This window comes from Bordetella tumbae (assembly GCF_965139195.1).
Classification (GTDB): domain Bacteria; phylum Pseudomonadota; class Gammaproteobacteria; order Burkholderiales; family Burkholderiaceae_B; genus Bordetella_A; species Bordetella_A tumbae.
In genome coordinates, this window is the sequence record NZ_CBCSJH010000012.1 from 1 (window position 1) to 17069 (window position 17069).

The following is a 17069-nucleotide window of genomic DNA, read 5'->3' on the forward strand; positions in this document are numbered from 1 at the left end:
CCTGGTCTTGCGCCGAGCCGTTGCGATTAGGCCGGCGCGGCGTTTTGCCCCCGACAGGAACGTGTTCACAGAGAACGTCCGCGCAAGCAGACGATCAACTCATCAACTACGCCACAGAAGGCGTTAACCCCCTACGCTGCCGACGTCCCTGCAATCCCCACACCGCGGCCAACAGCGCCAACGCCGGGATATACACCCAGAACTCCGACGGCCGATGCGGATTCGGAATCTGGACGCTGACCACATCCCATCCTTGCTCCCATCCCGCTTTGCGCGCGCGGCTGCCGAATTGCACAGCGCCGATTTGAACCTGGTCACCCAAGGCTGTGATCATGAGACCCGCGTCGCTGAGCCGTTTGCGTCCTGCCGCGACACCGGTGCTGGTATCGCCTTCGGGTAACGGCGATAGCGTTACTGCAACGGTTTTCGTGAGCTCATCGCCCTCGATGTTCATGCCATGCAAGACCGCGACGAGTCGACCGCTGTCAGGCAGTTCGGATGCGACCTGATTTATCTGGGACGCCGGCAAGCTTTCGTATTTGCCATAGAGATGGTTCATGAACCAGTCCGGCCGGAACAGCATGAACGTCACCAGCAGCAGAACAGCGATCTCGACGACTGAGCAGCGCACACGGAACCAACCCAGTGTCGCTGCTGCAAAGGTCAGGGACGCCAGGGTCGCGCCGGAGATCACCAACAGCAGCTCCCACCATCCGTGCACATCGATCAGCAGCAACAGCGGATTGAAGACAAACATAAAGGGCAGCACGGCTGTGCGCAACGCGTAAGTCGTACCTTTGATGCCGGTCTTGATGGGATCCTCCCCTGAAATAGCCGCCGCAGCGAAAGTGGCCAACCCCACTGGCGGTGTGATATCGGCCATGATTCCGTAATAGAACACGAACATGTGCACGGCGATGAGCGGAATCACGAGACCGTTCTGAGCGCCGAGTTCGACCACGACCGGGGCCATCAAGGTGGCCATCAAAATGTAGTTGGCGGTGGTCGGCATGCCCAGGCCCAGAATCAGGCACACGATGGCGGTAAAGATCAGCATCAGCAGCACGTTGCCCATCGAAACCAATTCGACGAACGCAGTCATGCGCAAGCCCAGGCCGGTGAGCGTAATGGCGCCCACGATCAACCCCGCAGTACCGCAGGCGATGGCAATGCCGATCATGTTGCGGGCGCCGTCTTCCAACCCGCCGATGGCCTCACGCCAGCCGCGCTGCAAAGCAGGCGCGACCGCTTGTTGCCGGAACCACGCGGTGAGAGGGCGTTGCGTGATCATCTGCACTAGCATCGCGACGGCCGCCCAGAATGCGGACAAGCCGGCAGAGAGTTCTTCGATGCTCAGGCACCATACGAGAATACCGATGGGGATCAGGAAATGCAGGCCGGCTCGTACGGTCGGCCAGGGTTCGGGACGCACCGGATTTTTGACGTTGATTTCCTCGGATAGATCCGGATAGCGTGCCGCGATGCGCAGCAGCCAGACGTTCAGGATCACCAGCAGCGCCAGCAGTATCCAGACCGCAGAGGCGCCTGCTACGGCTTTGACGCCCATGCCGATCCAGTACACCAATCCCATGACGATCAGCGTGCCGCAAATCCCCATGCCCCAGCCCGCAAGTTTTTGCAGTGGCGTACGGGGTTTGCCGCCGGACATCATGGGCTGGATGCCGAGTTTGAGAGCTTCCAGATGGACGATGTAGAACAGGGCGATGTACGAGATCGAGGCCGGCAGAATCGCGTGGCGGATGATATCGGTGTAGGGGATGCCCACATATTCAATCATCAGGAACGCTGCTGCACCCATGACTGGGGGCATGATCTGTCCATTGACCGATGATGCGGTTTCGATTGCCCCTGCACGAATACCGCCATAGCCGGCTTTTTTCATCAAGGGGATGGTGAAAATCCCGCCTGTGACGACGTTGGCGACCGATGAGGCAGAGACCAGCCCGTTGACGGCGGATGAGACGACGGCGACTTTGGCGGGACCGCCACGCAAGTGACCCAGCAGCGCGAACGAGACTTGCATCATGTAGTTGCCCGCACCGCATTTGTCCAGCAGCGAACCCAGCAAGACAAATATAAAAATGTACGAGACAGACACGCCCAGCGCGACGCCGTAGACGCCTTCTGTCGTCAGCCACATATGCGAGGCGAGTCGCTCAATCGAGGCGCCACGGTGCGCGAGCACGTCGGGCAGCCAGGGGCCCGCCAGCACGTACAGCACGAACACGGCGCCGAGCACCGTCATGGGCAGACCGAGCGAGCGGCGTGTGACCTCCAGCAGCAGCACCAGGCCGATGGCGGCGGTGGCCACATCCATCGTGGTGGGCTGGCCAGGGCGGCCCGCTAGTTCTTTGTAAAACAGGAATAGATAGGCGCCGCAAAAGGCTGCGACGATAGCGAGTATCCAGTCGTGCCACGGCATGCGATCGCGCGGCGAGCTCTTGCGTGCGGGATAGGCCAAGTAGCCCAAAAACATCGCGATACCCAGGTGCAGTGCGCGCGCCTCGGTGTCATTGAAAATGCCCCAGCGCAGCGAGAACGGCAGTGGTGAGGCATACCAGAGCTGGAACAGCGACCATATCAGCGCACCTATCGCCAATGTGGCGCCGGCGATGCCGCCTGCTTGGCGTCCGCCTCGATCGACGTCCGCAACCAACTGCTCTAGATCAGTGGTTGTGGTGGACGGCTCAGTTTTCATCGGATTCCCCTACATGGTTGATCGGCCTGGCAGGCATGCGCGATGTGATAGGTCTTGGACGCGGCCAGGCGAGTTGCTGAATGCCGTCTCGGGGCGCCGCGCTGAGCACGCGCCTCGAGACGGTATCCGTATTTACAGCAGGCCTTTTTCTTTGAAGTACTTCTCGGCGCCGGGATGCAACGGCGCCGACAGGCCATTCTTGGCCATGTCTTCGGCCTTCAGGTGGGCAAAGGCCGGGTGCAGTTTCTTGAAGTCTTCCAGATTATCGAAGACGGCTTTGACGATGACGTACACCGTTTCTTCCGGCACGTCGGCGGAGGTCACAAAGGTCGCCGTGACACCATAGGTCTTGGTGTCATTGGGGTTGCCTGGGTAGAGTCCGCCTGGGATGGTGGCCTGTGCGTAATACGCGTATTTCTCGACCAGTTTGTCCACGGCGGGGCCGGTCAAGGACACCAATTGCGCGCCGCAGGTCGTAGCAGGATCCTGGATGTTGGCAGACGGGTGGCCGACGCCATAGAAGAAGCCATCGATCTTGCCGTCGCACAGTGCTGAACCGTGCTCGTCGGGCCGCAGTTCAGAGGCCAGCGAGAAATCTTTCAGCGTCCAGCCCATCGTGGCCAGCAGCTCTTCCATGGAGGCGCGTGTGCCCGAGCCCGGATTGCCGACGTTGAAGCGCTTGCCTTTGAAATCTTCAAACGATTTGATGTTGGCTTCTTTGCGAGCTACGACAGTAAACGGCTCGGGGTGGATCGAAAACACCGAGCGCAGCTTTTCGAATTTGCCGGCATCTTTGAATTGGCCCACGCCGTTGTAGGCGTTGTAGCCGACATCGGATTGCACGACGCCCAGATCCAGTTCACCAGCTTTGATAGTGTTGACGTTGAATACCGACCCGCCGGTGGATTCGACAGAGCAGCGCACGCCGTGCGATGAACGGTCTTTGTTGACGAGACGGCAGATCGAACCGCCCGCGGCGTAATACACCCCTGTCACGCCACCGGTGCCGATGCTGACGAACTTCTGCTGTGCCGAGGCGGGCGATGGCGCGGCAAACGCCAAGGCTATTGCCGCGCACATGGCGGCCAGCGTTCCCGTTGTTCTCTTGTTGTCCAAAGTGGGTTTGACGAACTGACGCATACAAACTCCTTTTGAGGATTTTCCCCGTGAAAACCGCCGGTGTTCCGGCAAATAATGCACCCGAGCCAGGGTGCGTGATGGGTGTGGCGCCGGATGCCCGGCGTCGCGTGATGGTTAACGATCCGGTGCTGCGGCAGACGCCGACCAGAACACTTTGTCGGCGTGCATGCGCGCTTCGATTTCACTCAGTCGATTCAATACCGCTTCACCGCCGCGAGCAGTGAGGCGGGCAATGAGGTGCTCGGCCAATCCGAGCAATCCCGCTGTCGTATGGAAAAATGATCCGGGGCCGCGTCGTGCGGGCCGCTGGCCGACCTGTTCGCGATCCGCACGATCGAACGTCAGGACGTGCCGGGCGTCTGTGGCCAACGGGGACAACGGGGCGTCGGTCAAGGCAATGATGGCCACGCCTTGTTGGGCCGCCTGGCGCGCCAGACGCACCGTGGCGGACGGATAGGGGGCTTGTGAAATGGCAATCAACGCATCGCCTTCGCACAGATTGTCGATGGCCTCGGATTGCAAACCGCCCAGTCCGTCTATCAGGATGCTGTTGCGCCGTACCAGTTGATAGGCATAGTGCATTTGAAACGCAATGCCAAAAGCCGAACGTGTGCCCAAAAAACCGACGTGACGCGCGGTGAGTAACGTTTTGACAGCCGCGTCGAATGTCGCCGGGCTGTTCATCGAGACGATAGATCCGATGGCGTTGGCTTGTATCTCGGTCAGCCTGTCATGGCCCGGCACATTGTTTTGATCTTGAGTCGCCTGCAGTTCTGCCGCGCGTTCGCGCAGTGTGGTGGGACGTTCGCCGGCCAGGGCTGCCTGGAATGGCGCCCGAAAGGCCTCATAACTGTCGTATCCCGCCGCGCGCGCCAGACGCAGCATCGTGGCTGGCGCAACACCCAAGCCCTGGGCTTGGCGCCGCATCGACCACAGGCTGACCTCGGCGGGATGGTCCACCACCCAATGCGCCGCCCGCCGCAGCTCGGGCGGCAATTGATCCAACAGACTTTGCAGGCGCTGCAATACCAGCGGTGGAGCAGAGGGAGGAGGCATGTGAGGAGGGCAGCCCGCTACGAAAAAAACACATGAGAACAGATGTGAAATGTAGAAAACGTTTGTTTTTTTTGCAATCAGGGTATTCCTGAGGTATGCGCAAATTGCCGATCTTCCGGCGGATTGTGGATCGGTATCTCCGGGGACGGGGATCACGCCAAGGGGAAGGCCGGGGTCAAGGCATCCGATTCGTACGAATGCTTTTCCCCTGGAAAAATAAAAAAGTTCATATTTTTCTTTATCTTCTGTAAATATGAGCTTATTTATTCATTTTTTCTGGATAACACGGGTTGACCCAGTCGGCTCATCCGCATATTATCTGGGTAGAATCATTTGAGTAGAAATTAATCCTGCTGAACTATTTTCAGTCATGAACACCGTACCTACGCCCGATCCGTCACAGCAGTACGACCTGCGCATCCTGCGTGCCTTGCGCCGCATCACGCGCTCGATTGCGCTGCATTCGCGCCAACTGGCCGCCGTGAGCCACATCACTGCGCCGCAGTTGATGTGCCTGCGCACGGTCATTGCCAATGGCCCCATGACGGCGACGGCAATCAGCCGGGAAATCCACGTCAGCCCCAGTACTGTGGTGGGCATTCTTGACCGCCTCGAGGACAAGGGATTCGTCCGCCGCGAACGCGGCCGCGAAGACCGCCGCATTGTTTTCGTAACTGCGACCGACGCTGGCCGCGATCTCGCGGCCGGGGCGCCGTCGCCGCTGCAGAAACATCTGGCCGACGGTCTGAATGCCTTGCCCGAACTGGAGCAGGCCACTATTACCCTGGCGCTGGAGCGCATAGTGAATCTAATGGAACAAGAAGGCCATGTGACCGAAGTACATGGCGACGTGTCCTCGCCCATTCTCGAGGTCCCCACTGGCGGTGCGCCGCCCGAGTCGGGGTTGGTCGTATGAGGGGGCAAGACCTGACCCCCTCTCTGCCAGCATCGGCCGTTCAGCCGGCCAATTCATCCACGCGTCTGCAGTTCAGGCAGCCGCGCCGCACCGACGGTGCCGCATTGCATCGTCTGGTCTCCGAGTGCCCGCCACTCGACGTCAACTCTTTATATGCCTATCTGTTGCTGTGCGAGCACTTCAGCGCCACGTGTGTGGTAGCCGAGAGTGCAGGCGGCCGCATTGATGGGTTCATATCCGCATATGTGCCGCCAACCCGGCCCGACGTGATTTTCGTCTGGCAGGTTGCCGTGCACGCCCGAGCACGTGGCCAACGGTTAGGCCGCGCCATGCTTCGAGAGCTCTTGCAACGCGATGAGCTCAAGCATGTTCGTCATCTTGAAACCACGGTAGGCCCTGATAACCAGGCCTCGCGCCGCACGTTTACCGGCTTGGCCGGCGAGCTGGGTGCGCACGTCTCCGAGCAGCCGTTCTTCGATCGGCAGTTGTTCGGCGGCGCAGACCATGACGACGAGATGTTGTTGAAGATAGGCCCGTTCACGCTGCCGCCCCAATAGGGGAGCGTGTCTGCGGTCTGTTGGAACCGGGACGCAGTGTTGCCCGAATGCCCTCTATGGCATCGGTGCGTCTGCGTCTGTCAATTCACGAGATGAAGGGAGGATTCTATGGACTTGAAAATTTTTGACCGGATGGAGTCGGAGGTGCGTGGCTACATCCGGTCGTTTCCGGTCATATTCAGCCAGGCGCGCGGCTCGCTCCTGATCGACGAAGAGGGCGGTGAATATATCGACTTCTTCAGCGGGGCAGGGACGCTGAACTACGGGCATAACAACCCTGTCTTCAAAGAGAAACTGCTCGAGTATCTGGAATCGGATGGCGTGGTGCATGGCCTGGACATGGCCACCAGCGCCAAGAAACAGTTTCTGGAGACCGTCGATCGCGTGTTGCTCAAGCCGCGCAATTGGCAGTACACCTTGCAGTTCACCGGCCCCACCGGTACCAACGCGGTCGAGGCGGCACTGAAAATCGCCCGCCAGGTCAAAGGCCGATCCAACATCATTTCGTTCACCCATGGGTTCCATGGCGTGAGCGGCGGTTCATTGGCGGCGACCGCCAATATGAAGTTCCGCGATGCGGCCGGCTACGCCTTGGGCAATACGACGTTCATGCCTTATGACGGGTATTTCGGTCCCGACGTCGACACCATCGCTTACCTCGAACGTATGCTTGATGACCCCAGCAGCGGCTTGGATAAGCCCGCTGGCGTGATTGTCGAAACGGTACAGGGCGAGGGCGGTGTCAACGTCGCTACCCTGCGCTGGTTGAAAGAGCTGGAAAAGCTCTGCCGCCGTCATGACATGCTGTTGATCGTCGATGATATTCAAGTCGGTTGCGGCCGTACGGGCAGCTTCTTCAGCTTTGAATCGGCCGGGATTCGTCCTGACATCATCACGTTGTCGAAGTCGCTGTCGGGCTTTGGCTTGCCCATGTCGCTGGTCCTGATGCGTCCTGAGCTGGACATCTGGAAACCCGGCGCGCATAGCGGCACGTTCCGTGGCAACAACCTGGCGTTCGTCACGGCGACGCAGGCACTGGACTCCTACTGGGCCAGCGATGCGTTTGCCAGCGAAGTCCAACGCAAAGAGCGTCTGGTGCGTGATTGGCTGGAAAACCTGGCCCACAGCTATCCCAACGCGGGGCTGGCCGTACGTGGCCGTGGCCTGATTCAAGGCGTGGTCGCTACTGCCGAGCCGGCGCTGGCCAACCGTATTGCGCAGCAAGCCTTTAAACGGGGTGTCGTGATCGAGACCTCGGGTGCTCAGGACGAAGTCCTGAAGCTGTTGCCGGCGCTGACGATCGAAGACGAGCTGCTGACGCGCGGTCTCGAAACGATCGAGGCCTCTGTGGCCGAAGCACTGGGTGAGTCTGGGCAATCTGCCCGTGTTCTGAAATTTGGAGGAAAACGCCGATGATCGTACGCAATGTGAAAGATGTGATCGGAACCCAAGACGAAGTCCGGACCGACACCTGGGTCAGCCGCCGTGTGCTGCTGAAGAAGGACGGAATGGGGTTTTCGTTTCACGAGACCACCATTTTTCCGGGCGGACGGACCCACATCCACTACAAGAACCATCTTGAAGCGGTGTGGTGCATCGAGGGTGATGGCTCTATCGAAACCATCGCCGACGGCAAAAAGTACGACTTGGGCCCCGGTGTCGTTTACGCTCTGAACGAAAACGATGAGCACTGGCTGTGCGGTGGCAAAGAGCCGCTGCGCGTCATCTGCGTGTTCAATCCGCCGCTGACGGGCCAGGAAGTGCACGACGCCGAAGGCGTGTATGCATTGCCCGCGACTGCGGAAGCAGCGTAATCGATCGATCGCCCGGCGATCACCGGCTCGTAGTCCAGGACTCTGATGTCTACGGCTGGTGATCGAGGGCGCAGCGATCAACCCAGTGATTAACGAATTAAGGAGGCTAATGATGATCTCACCTGCACAGGATCCGTACGCCTCACGTACGGATCGCAGTTCAGCCATCATCGCCCGCCAAGACCCTGTGGTGTATGGCGATGGCACTTATGCGGACGCGTTGTCGAGCGAACAAGTTGAAAGCTATGACCGCGATGGTTTCCTCTTGCTGGAAAACGTGTTTTCCGAGGCAGAGGTCCAGGCACTGATTGCCGAGGTCGATCGCATGACGCGCGATCCGGCGATTGTGCGTCGCGAGGAATCCATTACCGAGCCGGGCAGCAATGCCGTGCGTTCGATCTTTCGTGTCCACGTGCTCAATGCCATGTTGGGACGCTTGACCCGCGATCCGCGTCTGGCCAATGTTGCACGCCAATTGTTGGGCTCTGAGGTGTATATCCACCAGTCTCGCGCCAATATGAAGCCCGGCTTCAAGGGCAAAGAGTTCTACTGGCATTCGGATTTCGAGACCTGGCACGTCGAGGACGGCATGCCGTCGATGCGTGCACTGAGTTGCTCGGTGCTGTTGAGCGACAACAATGAATGCAATGGTCCGCTCATGCTGGTGCCTGGATCGCATCGCCATTTCATTTCCTGCGTGGGCGAAACGCCGAAAGAGCACTACAAGCACTCGCTGAAAAAACAGGAATATGGCGTGCCCGATGCCGTCAGCCTGCAGCTGCTGGTGGAGCAGGGCGGCATTCGTACCATGACGGCCAAGGCTGGCTCGGTGGTGTTCTTCGATTGCAATACGATGCATGGCTCGAACAGCAACATTTCGCCGTGGCCGCGTGCGAATGTGTTCATGGTCTACAACAGCATGGAAAACACGCTGAATCCGCCGAAGTATGGCTTGGATCCTCGGCCGGAGCATATTGCGACCCGCCAGGCATTCAAAGCGGTGACGCCGTTGGATGCGTTGAAGCTGGTGGAGTCGTAGCGCGATGCGCGGGGGCGGCAGCGATCATGCTNCCNCCGTCTCCAGACTAAAGGCAGCGCGAGTCAGTCAACGTTAATAATCAATTGGCTCGCGCGTTTGGCGTATAGGACCAACCTTCGGCTTGGATCGAATTCATACTCGATCCAAGCCGAAGGTTGGTCCTATTTTTTATTTGCGGATTTGCGGCCTCACCCCTTTGATCGCTATTGGACGGAACTGCTTTCGATATCCCGTCACCTAGCATAGTGGCTGATTCTGCAATTGGTTTTTCAAAACAAAAAACAGACGGCGCATTACCCTCAAATCCAATAAAAAAGGTGCCTGGCTGTGCAAGCCGAACAATACAATCCTCCAAGAATTTCTGAAACGGGTCAGATCTACGGGTTTCTTGCTCCAATAGACGAGCCCCCGCCTCCTGGCGCATTGTTTTCGATGATCGAGCAGGGCAGCCCGAATTCAGTTCGTAATGCCGTGGCGCGTTTCCAGTTCGATATGCTGGCAGTCGATAGTCAGGGGCAAACCCCTCTTCATCTGGCCATTGCGCTAGGCAAAATCGGTATCGCGATCGCGCTATTGGAAAATCCACTCAATGACATGCGCTCTGCGATCAATGCAGAGAACCGAAGCGGCTATACACCGCTGGCGCTAGCGGTAGAAAAGCTGGCGACAGACAGCCGAAATCTGCGGCTGATCAAAGCGCTGATTGCGATGGGCGGGACGATCTCCGTCGGTGGTGAGGTCGCGCCCGATACGCACGCTAATGCAGTGGCATTACTCGCGGCGAAGGGAGATGTCGCCGCAGCGCATACGTGGGCGCTCAAGGTTGACCTTCTTAGTTTTGAAAAGCTGTTTGCCGGGCACCATGCCGCACTGCGTCGTGCTTGTGAAGAGGGAGACACAGTCAAAGTAAAGGCATTGATGGATGCGGGCGTGGACGCCTCGTTTGTGTTGATGAGGTTGCTGGAACAGCATTCCCCATTGTCCGCCGCGCGTGTCAGAGCCGTGCGCTACCTGATTGCAGCAGGTGTCGACCTATCCTCGGCGTTGAACCATGCCGTCGCAGCCAACAGCGCCGAGGCGGTGCGCACATTGCTGTTGCTGGGAGCACCAGGAGAGCCAGCGCTGATCCGCGCTGCCGAGGCTCATGATCTGCAGGCGATGGTCCTGTTAGTGAAATCAGGCGTCAAGGCCGAAGGCACGCTGATCAATCAGGCCAAAAACGGTGATGTGACGGCCGTACGGTTGATGCTCGGCGAAGCCTCGATCAGTGACAAGCTGGACAAAACGCAGGTGCTGATGGCCTTGACTGCTGGCGGCTGTCAGGGTGCCGTGAGATTGTTGATTGATGAAGGTGTGTATGTATACGATTTCCTGCTCCAGCAGCTCAGGCTCGGAAACAAAGATGAAGCGAAAGTATTGATTCGCGCTGGCGTAAACGTCTCGGGGCTATTGCGAACGCTGGCGATGGGCGCCGTCGATCACCCGAACGAGATCGAATCACTGGGAACGTTGATTTTGCTTGACGTCGATTCTGCCCCGGCCTTGTATGACATGGCCAAGGAACAGAGGAAAACTGCGGTCAAAATACTGATTGCCGCCAGGGCGACGATTGACGACGCACTCTTGTACGCTCCTGTGCTTGAGCGTGCTGATCTGGCGCGGACGCTGGCGCAGGCGTATAAAGAGGTGGCTCGGACGGGCGAGCAGATGGCGAGCGTCGGCGACGTCGATGCAACGCTGGCATCAAAGATCATCGTGGCTCAGGACTACATCGCCGGCCCTATAGGGAAAGAGTACAAGACGATCATCCAAGCGATGACAATGCATACCGGGGACGATCGCCGCAATGTTTCCGCGCTGCTGTACGCCCTAGAGAAAGTCGATTGGGTGCTAATCAACAAGTTAGTGGATGCCGATGGGACTGCCGCCAGCGAGGTGCTCATGCTGTTAGCCAGGCTGGATTGCCTGCCGCTGGCGCGTTTGTTGTTGGATGCGGGCGCAGAGCCCTACCATGTCATTGTCGACGCGGCCGATAACAATAATCTCGAGCGCCTGTCCTTCTTGATTCGCGCGGGTAGCAATGAAAGTACTGTGCTGGCGAACCTTCTGATGAGACCGGCAGGAAACGGTTTGGCTCAGGCCCTCATCCAGAGGGAAAGACTCGACGTCTTTAAAACGCTCAAATATCTGGCAGCGCGTGGCGAAGTCTCGAGACTGAAGCAGTTTATTCCGGCGATTACAGACGGGCAGCGTGAGTTGATCCGTGCGGCGGTAGAGAACGATAGGGATTTGATGGGGGCGCTGATCGGGGCCGGTGTCGACATCGGGAAAACTGTAGTGCTGGCGATTTCGAATGCCGAGATCGACGCAGCGAAATGGCTGGTGTCCCTGGGAACCAATATCGCCGCGGCATTAGCGCAGGCCCTTGCACAAAAGCGTGATGACGTTGCGCTGGTGTTGCTTTCTTGGGGGGCTGATCTCTCGGACGCACTCGGGCACGCAACGAGGATGCGAGACAGGGCAGTCATGGCCAGGTTGGTCGACTTGATACGCACATAGTGAGTCCGGATGGGGCGCGTGCACGTCTTGCCGCGTCGCGATGACAAAAACCCTGCCGCGCGCAGCACAGGCAGGGTTTTTCTTGCTACTACCACTTACTTAAACGCTCCTTTTGGGGGCGTTATTGCTCGTGATTAGCGAACAATCGGATAGTCCAGTTCACCAAAGGAGTATTCGCCATTGGCTTTGGCTTGAGCCAGCTCGGCAACGACTTGGTCGCGGCTCTTGTTCGAGTGGCTGGCGATTTCTACGGGGTACTCTTCTTCGCCGTAGGTCACCAGGCCAGCGGCCTTGGCTTGGGCCAGGTCGGCGACGACTTGGGCACGGGTCGGGGCGTTGGCATCGACTTGGCCATACACGCCTTGGAAAGGCACGTTGTTAGGTTCGATATTGGGCGAGGCGGCGTAGGCGCCGGCGCTCAACAGGCTCATCGAAACTAGCAGGGCAGAAGTTAGGGTTTTCATGATAAGACCTCCATTTGTCTAAATTTGGGATGGAATCCGGCGGTCTTCCGTCGTGGTTCGTGTTTGTTTCCCGATGACTGCATTCTGCGCCTGTCAATACCTGGGATAAACCCGGATTTGTTGGAAATATTTTTCCATTTTTAGCTGTAATGGATTTTTTTGATCGATTTTTGGCCTCAATTCGGCATAAACAACCTGAGGCGGCTCAAGGTTTTGCAGCAAATTCACGAGTCATCCATTTACAAATTCTGTACGTACATCTTGTACGTATAGGTTGTACACTACGCGTTTTCCGCATCCGGCATCCGGTTTACAGTGGACGGGCCGGCCTATGACAAAAGCGTTGGAGACGCCTCTCTATGAACCCCGAAATTTCCCGTTTCCCCATGTTCTCGGCGATGATGAAGGTGCCGGGCGGGTTGATGCTGCTACCCCTGATTCTTGGCTCCCTGATCGGTACGTTTGCGCCTGACGCGCTGGCGGTGGGAGGCTTTACCACGGCCTTGTTCAAGAACAGTGCCATGCCTTTGATCGCGCTGCTGATTTTCGCGACGGGCACCCAGGTCAATATGCGTACCGGTGGCCCCATTCTGGCGACGGCGGGCACGATCTTGTTGATGAAGACGATCGTGCCCGCCTCACTGATCATCCTGCTGGGCAGTTTTGTCGGGCTGGACGGGATATGGGGGGTGTCGATTCTGGCCATGCTGGCGGCTTTCGATAACAGCAATGGCGGCCTGTGGTTGGCCTATACCGGGCAATATGGCGACAGCCGTGACCGCGGTGCGTACGTCGCCAGCGCCGTGAATGATGGCCCGTTCTTCAGCCTGTTGTTTCTCGGCGCCTCGGGGCTGGCCGATATCCCTGTTACCGCTTTGATCGCTGCCCTGGTGCCTTTCCTGCTGGGCGTGGTGGTTGGCAACCTGGACGTGCAATGGCGTAATGTGCTCAAGCCGGTGCCGAATATCGTGATTCCGTTTTTTGCTTTCGCATTGGGAACGGGGATCAACCTCGGCTCGGTGGTGTCAGGCGGGATGACCGGCTTGATCCTGGGCCTGTTGATCAGCCCGGTGACGGGGTTCCTGGTGTACCTGGGGTATCGCTATATTCTGCGCCGTGGCGGCAAGAGCGGTATTGGTTTTGCGGCCGGTACGACTGCAGGTAATGCGATCGCGACTCCCGCCGTCGTTGCTGCGGCCGATCCGTCGTTGCAGCATTATGTCGGGACGGCGACTGCGCAGGTGGCGGCATGTGTGCTGATCAGTTCGATCTTGGCGCCGTTGTTGGCATCGTATTTCCTGAAGCGTGCCGGTGAATTGAAACCCGCTGATGATGTCGCGGCCATGATGGGCGAAAGCACGCCGGCGATTGCCGACGCAAAGGTGTAATCGTGACGTTGTTCATCGCTATCGTTGCCGATGACCTGACCGGTTCCGGCGACACCGCTGTGCAATTTGTGCGGGCCGGCTGGCCTACGCAATTGTCGGTCGGCCGAGCCGAGCAGGCGCTGGCCGATCCCGCCGCCAGCCAGGCCGAGGTGGTCGCCGTGACGACGCATAGCCGGGCGTTGCCGGCCGAGCAGGCCGCGGCTGTCGTGCGCGAGGATGTGGCTGCTTTGCGGGCCGCTGGTGTAAAACGTTTGTACAAAAAGGTCGACTCGACCTTGCGCGGCGCCTTCAAGGCCGAGATCGATGCTGCCCGCCAGGCATGGCGTGACGATGCGATCGCCGTGGTCTGTCCGGCGTTTCCGGATACCGGCCGTACGGTGCGTGGCGGTGTGCTTTATGTGAACGACAAGCCCGTGACGGAGACTTCGGCGGCGACGGACCCGGTGACCCCAGTGACCGAAAGCCATATCCCCACGCTGTTGGGCGGGGCACAGGTCGAGATCGTAGCGGACGAAACGCCCCGTTCATTGGCCGATCGGATTCTGGCGGCCGGGGATGTGGTCGTGGTCGATGCGGCGACAACGCAGGACATGGACCGTTTGGCCCGCGCGATTGCGTTGATCGGTGAACGCGCGTTGCCTGTCGGTTCGGGCGGCTTGGCCGCGCCGCTGGCGCGTCTGTGGGCCGGGGCCGAAACCCGGGGTTCGGTCGTTGTCGTGGTGACGTCGCAGCACAGTGCCGCGCGCCGCCAGGCCGCGGCGCTGCAGGCCGATGGTGCATACACATGGTCCCCGACGTTAGCGCAGTTGGCCGATGATGCGGCGTGGGCAGAGTGGTCTGCCGAAGTTTGCCAATCCGCCGCCTCGACGTCATCACAAGCAACTTTATTATTACTGGCGCCCGAGGGCCGCTTGGCGGGACTGGATTCGGATGCCGTTGCGGCTCGCCTGGGAGAATTGGCCGGTCAACTGATTCGGCGCGGTTTGAGCACCGATGTAGACAAGCGCGCGGGCGAGGCGGTAGTCAGTCAGGTGGACGAGGGCAATGCCCATCCGGCAGGCGATGGCGCCCTCACGCACGCCGAGGGCAGTGCAGCCCGCCTGGGCCGTGACGCGACCATCGCTGCCGCAGCGAATAACAGTGCCGGCAAAGTCGCAGGTGTAGTCGCCACGGGCGGCGATGGCGCCAGCGCGGTGCTGGCGGCGCTGCAGGCCGGCGGTATCGCATTGGTAGACGAAGTCACCGGAGGCGTGCCGCTGGGTACGTTGACCGGCGGGCCGGCCGCAGGGCTGCCCATTGTGACCAAGGCCGGTGGCTTTGGCACTGACGATGTATTGATCCGGGCCGCGCGTGCGGTCCGCGAACGGAGATTCTGAATATGACGCAAGACGCAACCCCCAACCGTATTCCCACCCTGGCGGTCACGCTGGGTGATGTTGCAGGGATTGGGCCGGAGATCACCGCCAAAATGCTGCTGGGCCATGACGATCTGCGTCAACGTGCGCGCCTGGTCGTGGTGGGCGACGCTGGGGCATTGCGCAAAGCCGCCCAGGCCCTGGGCGCCGATGCGTCCCGCGTGCGCGTGGTCGAGGGGCCGGAGCAAGTACAGAACGCGCCCGGCATCATCGAAGTGATTCAGGCTGGCCCCTCGCTGGAGCATGTGCCGTTTGGCCAATTGAGCGCCGACGCGGGCGCGGGGTCGGTGCGCTTTGTGACCACGGCCTGCGAGTTGGCCCGTCAAGGCCGCATCGACGGCATTGTGACGCCGCCGCTGAACAAGGCTGCCATGCATTTGGCCGGCCTCAAGTGGCCTGGCCACACCGAGTTGCTGGCCCATGAGTTCGGGGTAAAGACCTTTTCTCTAGTGTTGTCCGCCGGCGATCTGTATATCTTTCATGCCACCACACATGTGTCCCTGCGCCAAGCCATCGACGATGTGACGCCGCAGCGCATGCGCGCCGTATTGCGTCTGGCCGGTTCGTTTGCCAAGGCCTTGGGCCGCAGCGATGAGCCAGTCGCCGTCGCGGGCCTGAATCCGCACGCGGGCGAGAATGGCATTTTCGGCACGGAAGACGCGGATATTCTGGCGCCGGCCGTGGCCGAAGCCAACGCTGCCGGTATTCTCGCCGCTGGCCCCATTCCCGCCGACGCCTTGTTTCCACAGGCGGTGCGCGGCAAATGGAAGTTCGTGATTGCCTGCTATCACGATCAGGGGCATGCCCCGTTCAAATCGGTCTACGGTGACGATGGCGTCAACATCACCGTCGGCCTGCCCGTCGTGCGCGTGTCCGTGGATCACGGGACGGCCTTTGATATCGCCGGCAAGGGCATCGCCCGCGAAGACAGTCTGGTCTTGGCTGCCGAGCGTGCCGCACATTTGGCCCCCGGTTGGTCGCAAGTATGGGAAACTGCGCGCTCCACTACCGGAGGCTGATTTCATGGCGTTGAGCGCCGACCTCGGGGCGCCGCTAGATCGATCCAGCGGCGCCCCGCTGCATGTACAAGTGGCCCAGGCCTTGCGCCACGATATTCAGGCGCGGCAATTGGCGCCGGGGACGGCGCTGCCGAGCGAGGCAGGGTTGTGCCGTCAGTTTGGCGTGGCGCGCAGTGTCGTGCGCCAGGCCTTGGCGGCGCTGGTGACTGAGGGATTGATCCGGCGAGAGCCCGGCCGGGCGCCTATGGTGGCGCCTGCGTTGGAGCACCATCGTATGGTGCAGCGTTCCACGGGTTTGTTCGAGCAATTTGCCAGCACCGGGACGACGCTGCGCACGCGGGTGTTACGGTTCGAGCCCGTTGTGCCACCGCCCGAGGTCGCGGCGTTTTTTGGCACTGAAGACACATTGCTATTAGAGCGTTTGCGTCGTGTCGATGACGAGCCCTTGGCCTTTGTCCGCACGTGGTTGCCACGTGCGCGCTTGCCGGGGCTGACGGCCGATCACTTGCAGGATGCTTCGCTGCATCGCATCCTGGTACAACGCTTTGGTCTGCATCCTGGTCGCGGCCGCAATCGCATCCGCGCGGTGGGTGCCGATGCGGCCTTGGCCGATGCTTTAGAGGTCAAGACAGGCAGTCCATTGCTCATGCTCGAAGGCCAGGGGCACGACCAGCATGGCCAGGCGCTCGAATGGTTCACGACGTGGCATCGCGGCGAAAAGCTGGTGTTCGACGTCGATGTGACGCCCGCCGGCGAGCATATTCATGCGGCCTTGCCCGATAGTGCCAAACATCCGGTGTCTGCGGCTGATACGGCCCCGGAGGGCGCCGCATCCCTGGCTGCTGCGGAGGCCGCGCTGCAAACGGCGTTGGAAATGCTGCGTCAGTTGCGCCAAGGTAAATAGGCGGGGCGCAGGCCTGCTCGTCATCCTGCGAGATGCGCGCCGATGCTAAGCTTGGCGCATTCCTCCTCGCTCATTGGCA

The 17069-nt window shown here is 59.9% G+C and carries 14 protein-coding genes; 10 read left to right on the plus strand and 4 right to left on the minus strand.

Features of this window, described 5'->3' with window-relative positions; genetic code table 11:
* Window positions 1–106: 106 nt before the first annotated feature.
* The 3 genes from ACNA0J_RS14475 to ACNA0J_RS14485 all read right to left on the minus strand — a co-directional run bounded on the left by ACNA0J_RS14475 (window position 107) and on the right by ACNA0J_RS14485 (window position 4915).
* On the minus strand, window positions 107–2719 hold the full coding sequence (locus ACNA0J_RS14475; RefSeq protein ID WP_415819585.1) for a TRAP transporter permease: 2613 nt from the start codon (window positions 2717–2719) through the stop codon (window positions 107–109).
* A gap of 132 nt (window positions 2720–2851) precedes the next feature.
* On the minus strand, window positions 2852–3859 hold the full coding sequence (locus ACNA0J_RS14480) for a TAXI family TRAP transporter solute-binding subunit (RefSeq protein ID WP_415819586.1): 1008 nt from the start codon (window positions 3857–3859) through the stop codon (window positions 2852–2854).
* 114 nt (window positions 3860–3973) lie between these two features.
* Window positions 3974–4915 (minus strand): MurR/RpiR family transcriptional regulator, encoded by a 942-nt coding sequence (locus tag ACNA0J_RS14485; RefSeq protein ID WP_415819587.1) that lies wholly within the window; start codon window positions 4913–4915, stop codon window positions 3974–3976.
* A gap of 370 nt (window positions 4916–5285) precedes the next feature.
* Between ACNA0J_RS14485 and ACNA0J_RS14490 the strand changes: the two genes are divergently transcribed.
* The 6 genes from ACNA0J_RS14490 to ACNA0J_RS14515 all read left to right on the plus strand — a co-directional run bounded on the left by ACNA0J_RS14490 (window position 5286) and on the right by ACNA0J_RS14515 (window position 11800).
* Window positions 5286–5831: a MarR family winged helix-turn-helix transcriptional regulator gene (locus ACNA0J_RS14490; protein ID WP_415819588.1), complete on the plus strand. Its 546-nt coding sequence runs from the start codon at window positions 5286–5288 to the stop codon at window positions 5829–5831.
* Window positions 5828–6388, plus strand: coding sequence for a diaminobutyrate acetyltransferase (gene ectA / locus ACNA0J_RS14495; RefSeq protein ID WP_415819589.1), 561 nt, complete (start codon window positions 5828–5830; stop codon window positions 6386–6388). The genes ACNA0J_RS14490 and ectA overlap by 4 nt, the downstream gene beginning before the upstream one ends.
* 108 nt (window positions 6389–6496) lie before the next feature.
* Complete coding sequence (gene ectB / locus ACNA0J_RS14500) at window positions 6497–7804, plus strand: diaminobutyrate--2-oxoglutarate transaminase (protein ID WP_415819590.1); 1308 nt, start codon at window positions 6497–6499, stop codon at window positions 7802–7804.
* Window positions 7801–8202 (plus strand): ectoine synthase, encoded by a 402-nt coding sequence (locus tag ACNA0J_RS14505; protein ID WP_415806023.1) that lies wholly within the window; start codon window positions 7801–7803, stop codon window positions 8200–8202. Before ectB ends, ACNA0J_RS14505 begins: the two co-directional genes overlap by 4 nt.
* 112 nt (window positions 8203–8314) lie before the next feature.
* Window positions 8315–9241 carry an ectoine hydroxylase gene (gene thpD, locus ACNA0J_RS14510; RefSeq protein WP_415819691.1) on the plus strand — a complete coding sequence of 309 codons (927 nt, stop codon included), beginning with the start codon at window positions 8315–8317 and terminating at the stop codon, window positions 9239–9241.
* Window positions 9242–9673: 432 nt separating this feature from the next.
* Window positions 9674–11800, plus strand: coding sequence for an ankyrin repeat domain-containing protein (locus ACNA0J_RS14515; RefSeq protein ID WP_415819591.1), 2127 nt, complete (start codon window positions 9674–9676; stop codon window positions 11798–11800).
* 134 nt (window positions 11801–11934) lie between these two features.
* On the opposite strand, the gene ACNA0J_RS14520 is transcribed toward ACNA0J_RS14515, so the two are convergent.
* On the minus strand, window positions 11935–12264 hold the full coding sequence (locus ACNA0J_RS14520; RefSeq protein WP_415819592.1) for a DUF4148 domain-containing protein: 330 nt from the start codon (window positions 12262–12264) through the stop codon (window positions 11935–11937).
* 359 nt (window positions 12265–12623) lie between these two features.
* Between ACNA0J_RS14520 and ACNA0J_RS14525 the strand changes: the two genes are divergently transcribed.
* From ACNA0J_RS14525 to ACNA0J_RS14540, 4 genes are read left to right on the plus strand one after another with little or no spacing between them, the layout of a single operon-like run.
* Window positions 12624–13652, plus strand: coding sequence for a 2-keto-3-deoxygluconate permease (locus tag ACNA0J_RS14525; RefSeq protein ID WP_415819593.1), 1029 nt, complete (start codon window positions 12624–12626; stop codon window positions 13650–13652).
* 2 nt (window positions 13653–13654) lie between these two features.
* A complete protein-coding gene (locus ACNA0J_RS14530; protein ID WP_415819594.1) occupies window positions 13655–15028 on the plus strand; it encodes a four-carbon acid sugar kinase family protein in 1374 nt (457 codons plus the stop codon).
* Window positions 15029–15030: 2 nt separating this feature from the next.
* Complete coding sequence (pdxA, locus tag ACNA0J_RS14535; RefSeq protein ID WP_415819595.1) at window positions 15031–16086, plus strand: 4-hydroxythreonine-4-phosphate dehydrogenase PdxA; 1056 nt, start codon at window positions 15031–15033, stop codon at window positions 16084–16086.
* A gap of 4 nt (window positions 16087–16090) precedes the next feature.
* Window positions 16091–16990: a GntR family transcriptional regulator gene (locus ACNA0J_RS14540; RefSeq protein ID WP_415819596.1), complete on the plus strand. Its 900-nt coding sequence runs from the start codon at window positions 16091–16093 to the stop codon at window positions 16988–16990.
* The last annotated feature ends 79 nt before the right edge of the window (window positions 16991–17069 follow it).

Excerpts from the sequence above, each read along its gene's own strand:
- ACNA0J_RS14475 (WP_415819585.1), bottom strand. The coding sequence starts at position 2,719 with ATGAAAACTGAGCCGTCCACCACAACCACTGATCTAGAGCAGTTGGTT.
- ACNA0J_RS14480 (WP_415819586.1), bottom strand. The coding sequence starts at position 3,859 with ATGCGTCAGTTCGTCAAACCCACTTTGGACAACAAGAGAACAACGGGA.
- ACNA0J_RS14485 (WP_415819587.1), bottom strand. The coding sequence starts at position 4,915 with ATGCCTCCTCCCTCTGCTCCACCGCTGGTATTGCAGCGCCTGCAAAGT.
- ACNA0J_RS14490 (WP_415819588.1), top strand. The coding sequence starts at position 5,286 with ATGAACACCGTACCTACGCCCGATCCGTCACAGCAGTACGACCTGCGC.
- ectA (WP_415819589.1), top strand. The coding sequence starts at position 5,828 with ATGAGGGGGCAAGACCTGACCCCCTCTCTGCCAGCATCGGCCGTTCAG.
- ectB (WP_415819590.1), top strand. The coding sequence starts at position 6,497 with ATGGACTTGAAAATTTTTGACCGGATGGAGTCGGAGGTGCGTGGCTAC.
- ACNA0J_RS14505 (WP_415806023.1), top strand. The coding sequence starts at position 7,801 with ATGATCGTACGCAATGTGAAAGATGTGATCGGAACCCAAGACGAAGTC.
- thpD (WP_415819691.1), top strand. The coding sequence starts at position 8,315 with ATGATCTCACCTGCACAGGATCCGTACGCCTCACGTACGGATCGCAGT.
- ACNA0J_RS14515 (WP_415819591.1), top strand. The coding sequence starts at position 9,674 with ATGATCGAGCAGGGCAGCCCGAATTCAGTTCGTAATGCCGTGGCGCGT.
- ACNA0J_RS14520 (WP_415819592.1), bottom strand. The coding sequence starts at position 12,264 with ATGAAAACCCTAACTTCTGCCCTGCTAGTTTCGATGAGCCTGTTGAGC.
- ACNA0J_RS14525 (WP_415819593.1), top strand. The coding sequence starts at position 12,624 with ATGAACCCCGAAATTTCCCGTTTCCCCATGTTCTCGGCGATGATGAAG.
- pdxA (WP_415819595.1), top strand. The coding sequence starts at position 15,031 with ATGACGCAAGACGCAACCCCCAACCGTATTCCCACCCTGGCGGTCACG.
- ACNA0J_RS14540 (WP_415819596.1), top strand. The coding sequence starts at position 16,091 with ATGGCGTTGAGCGCCGACCTCGGGGCGCCGCTAGATCGATCCAGCGGC.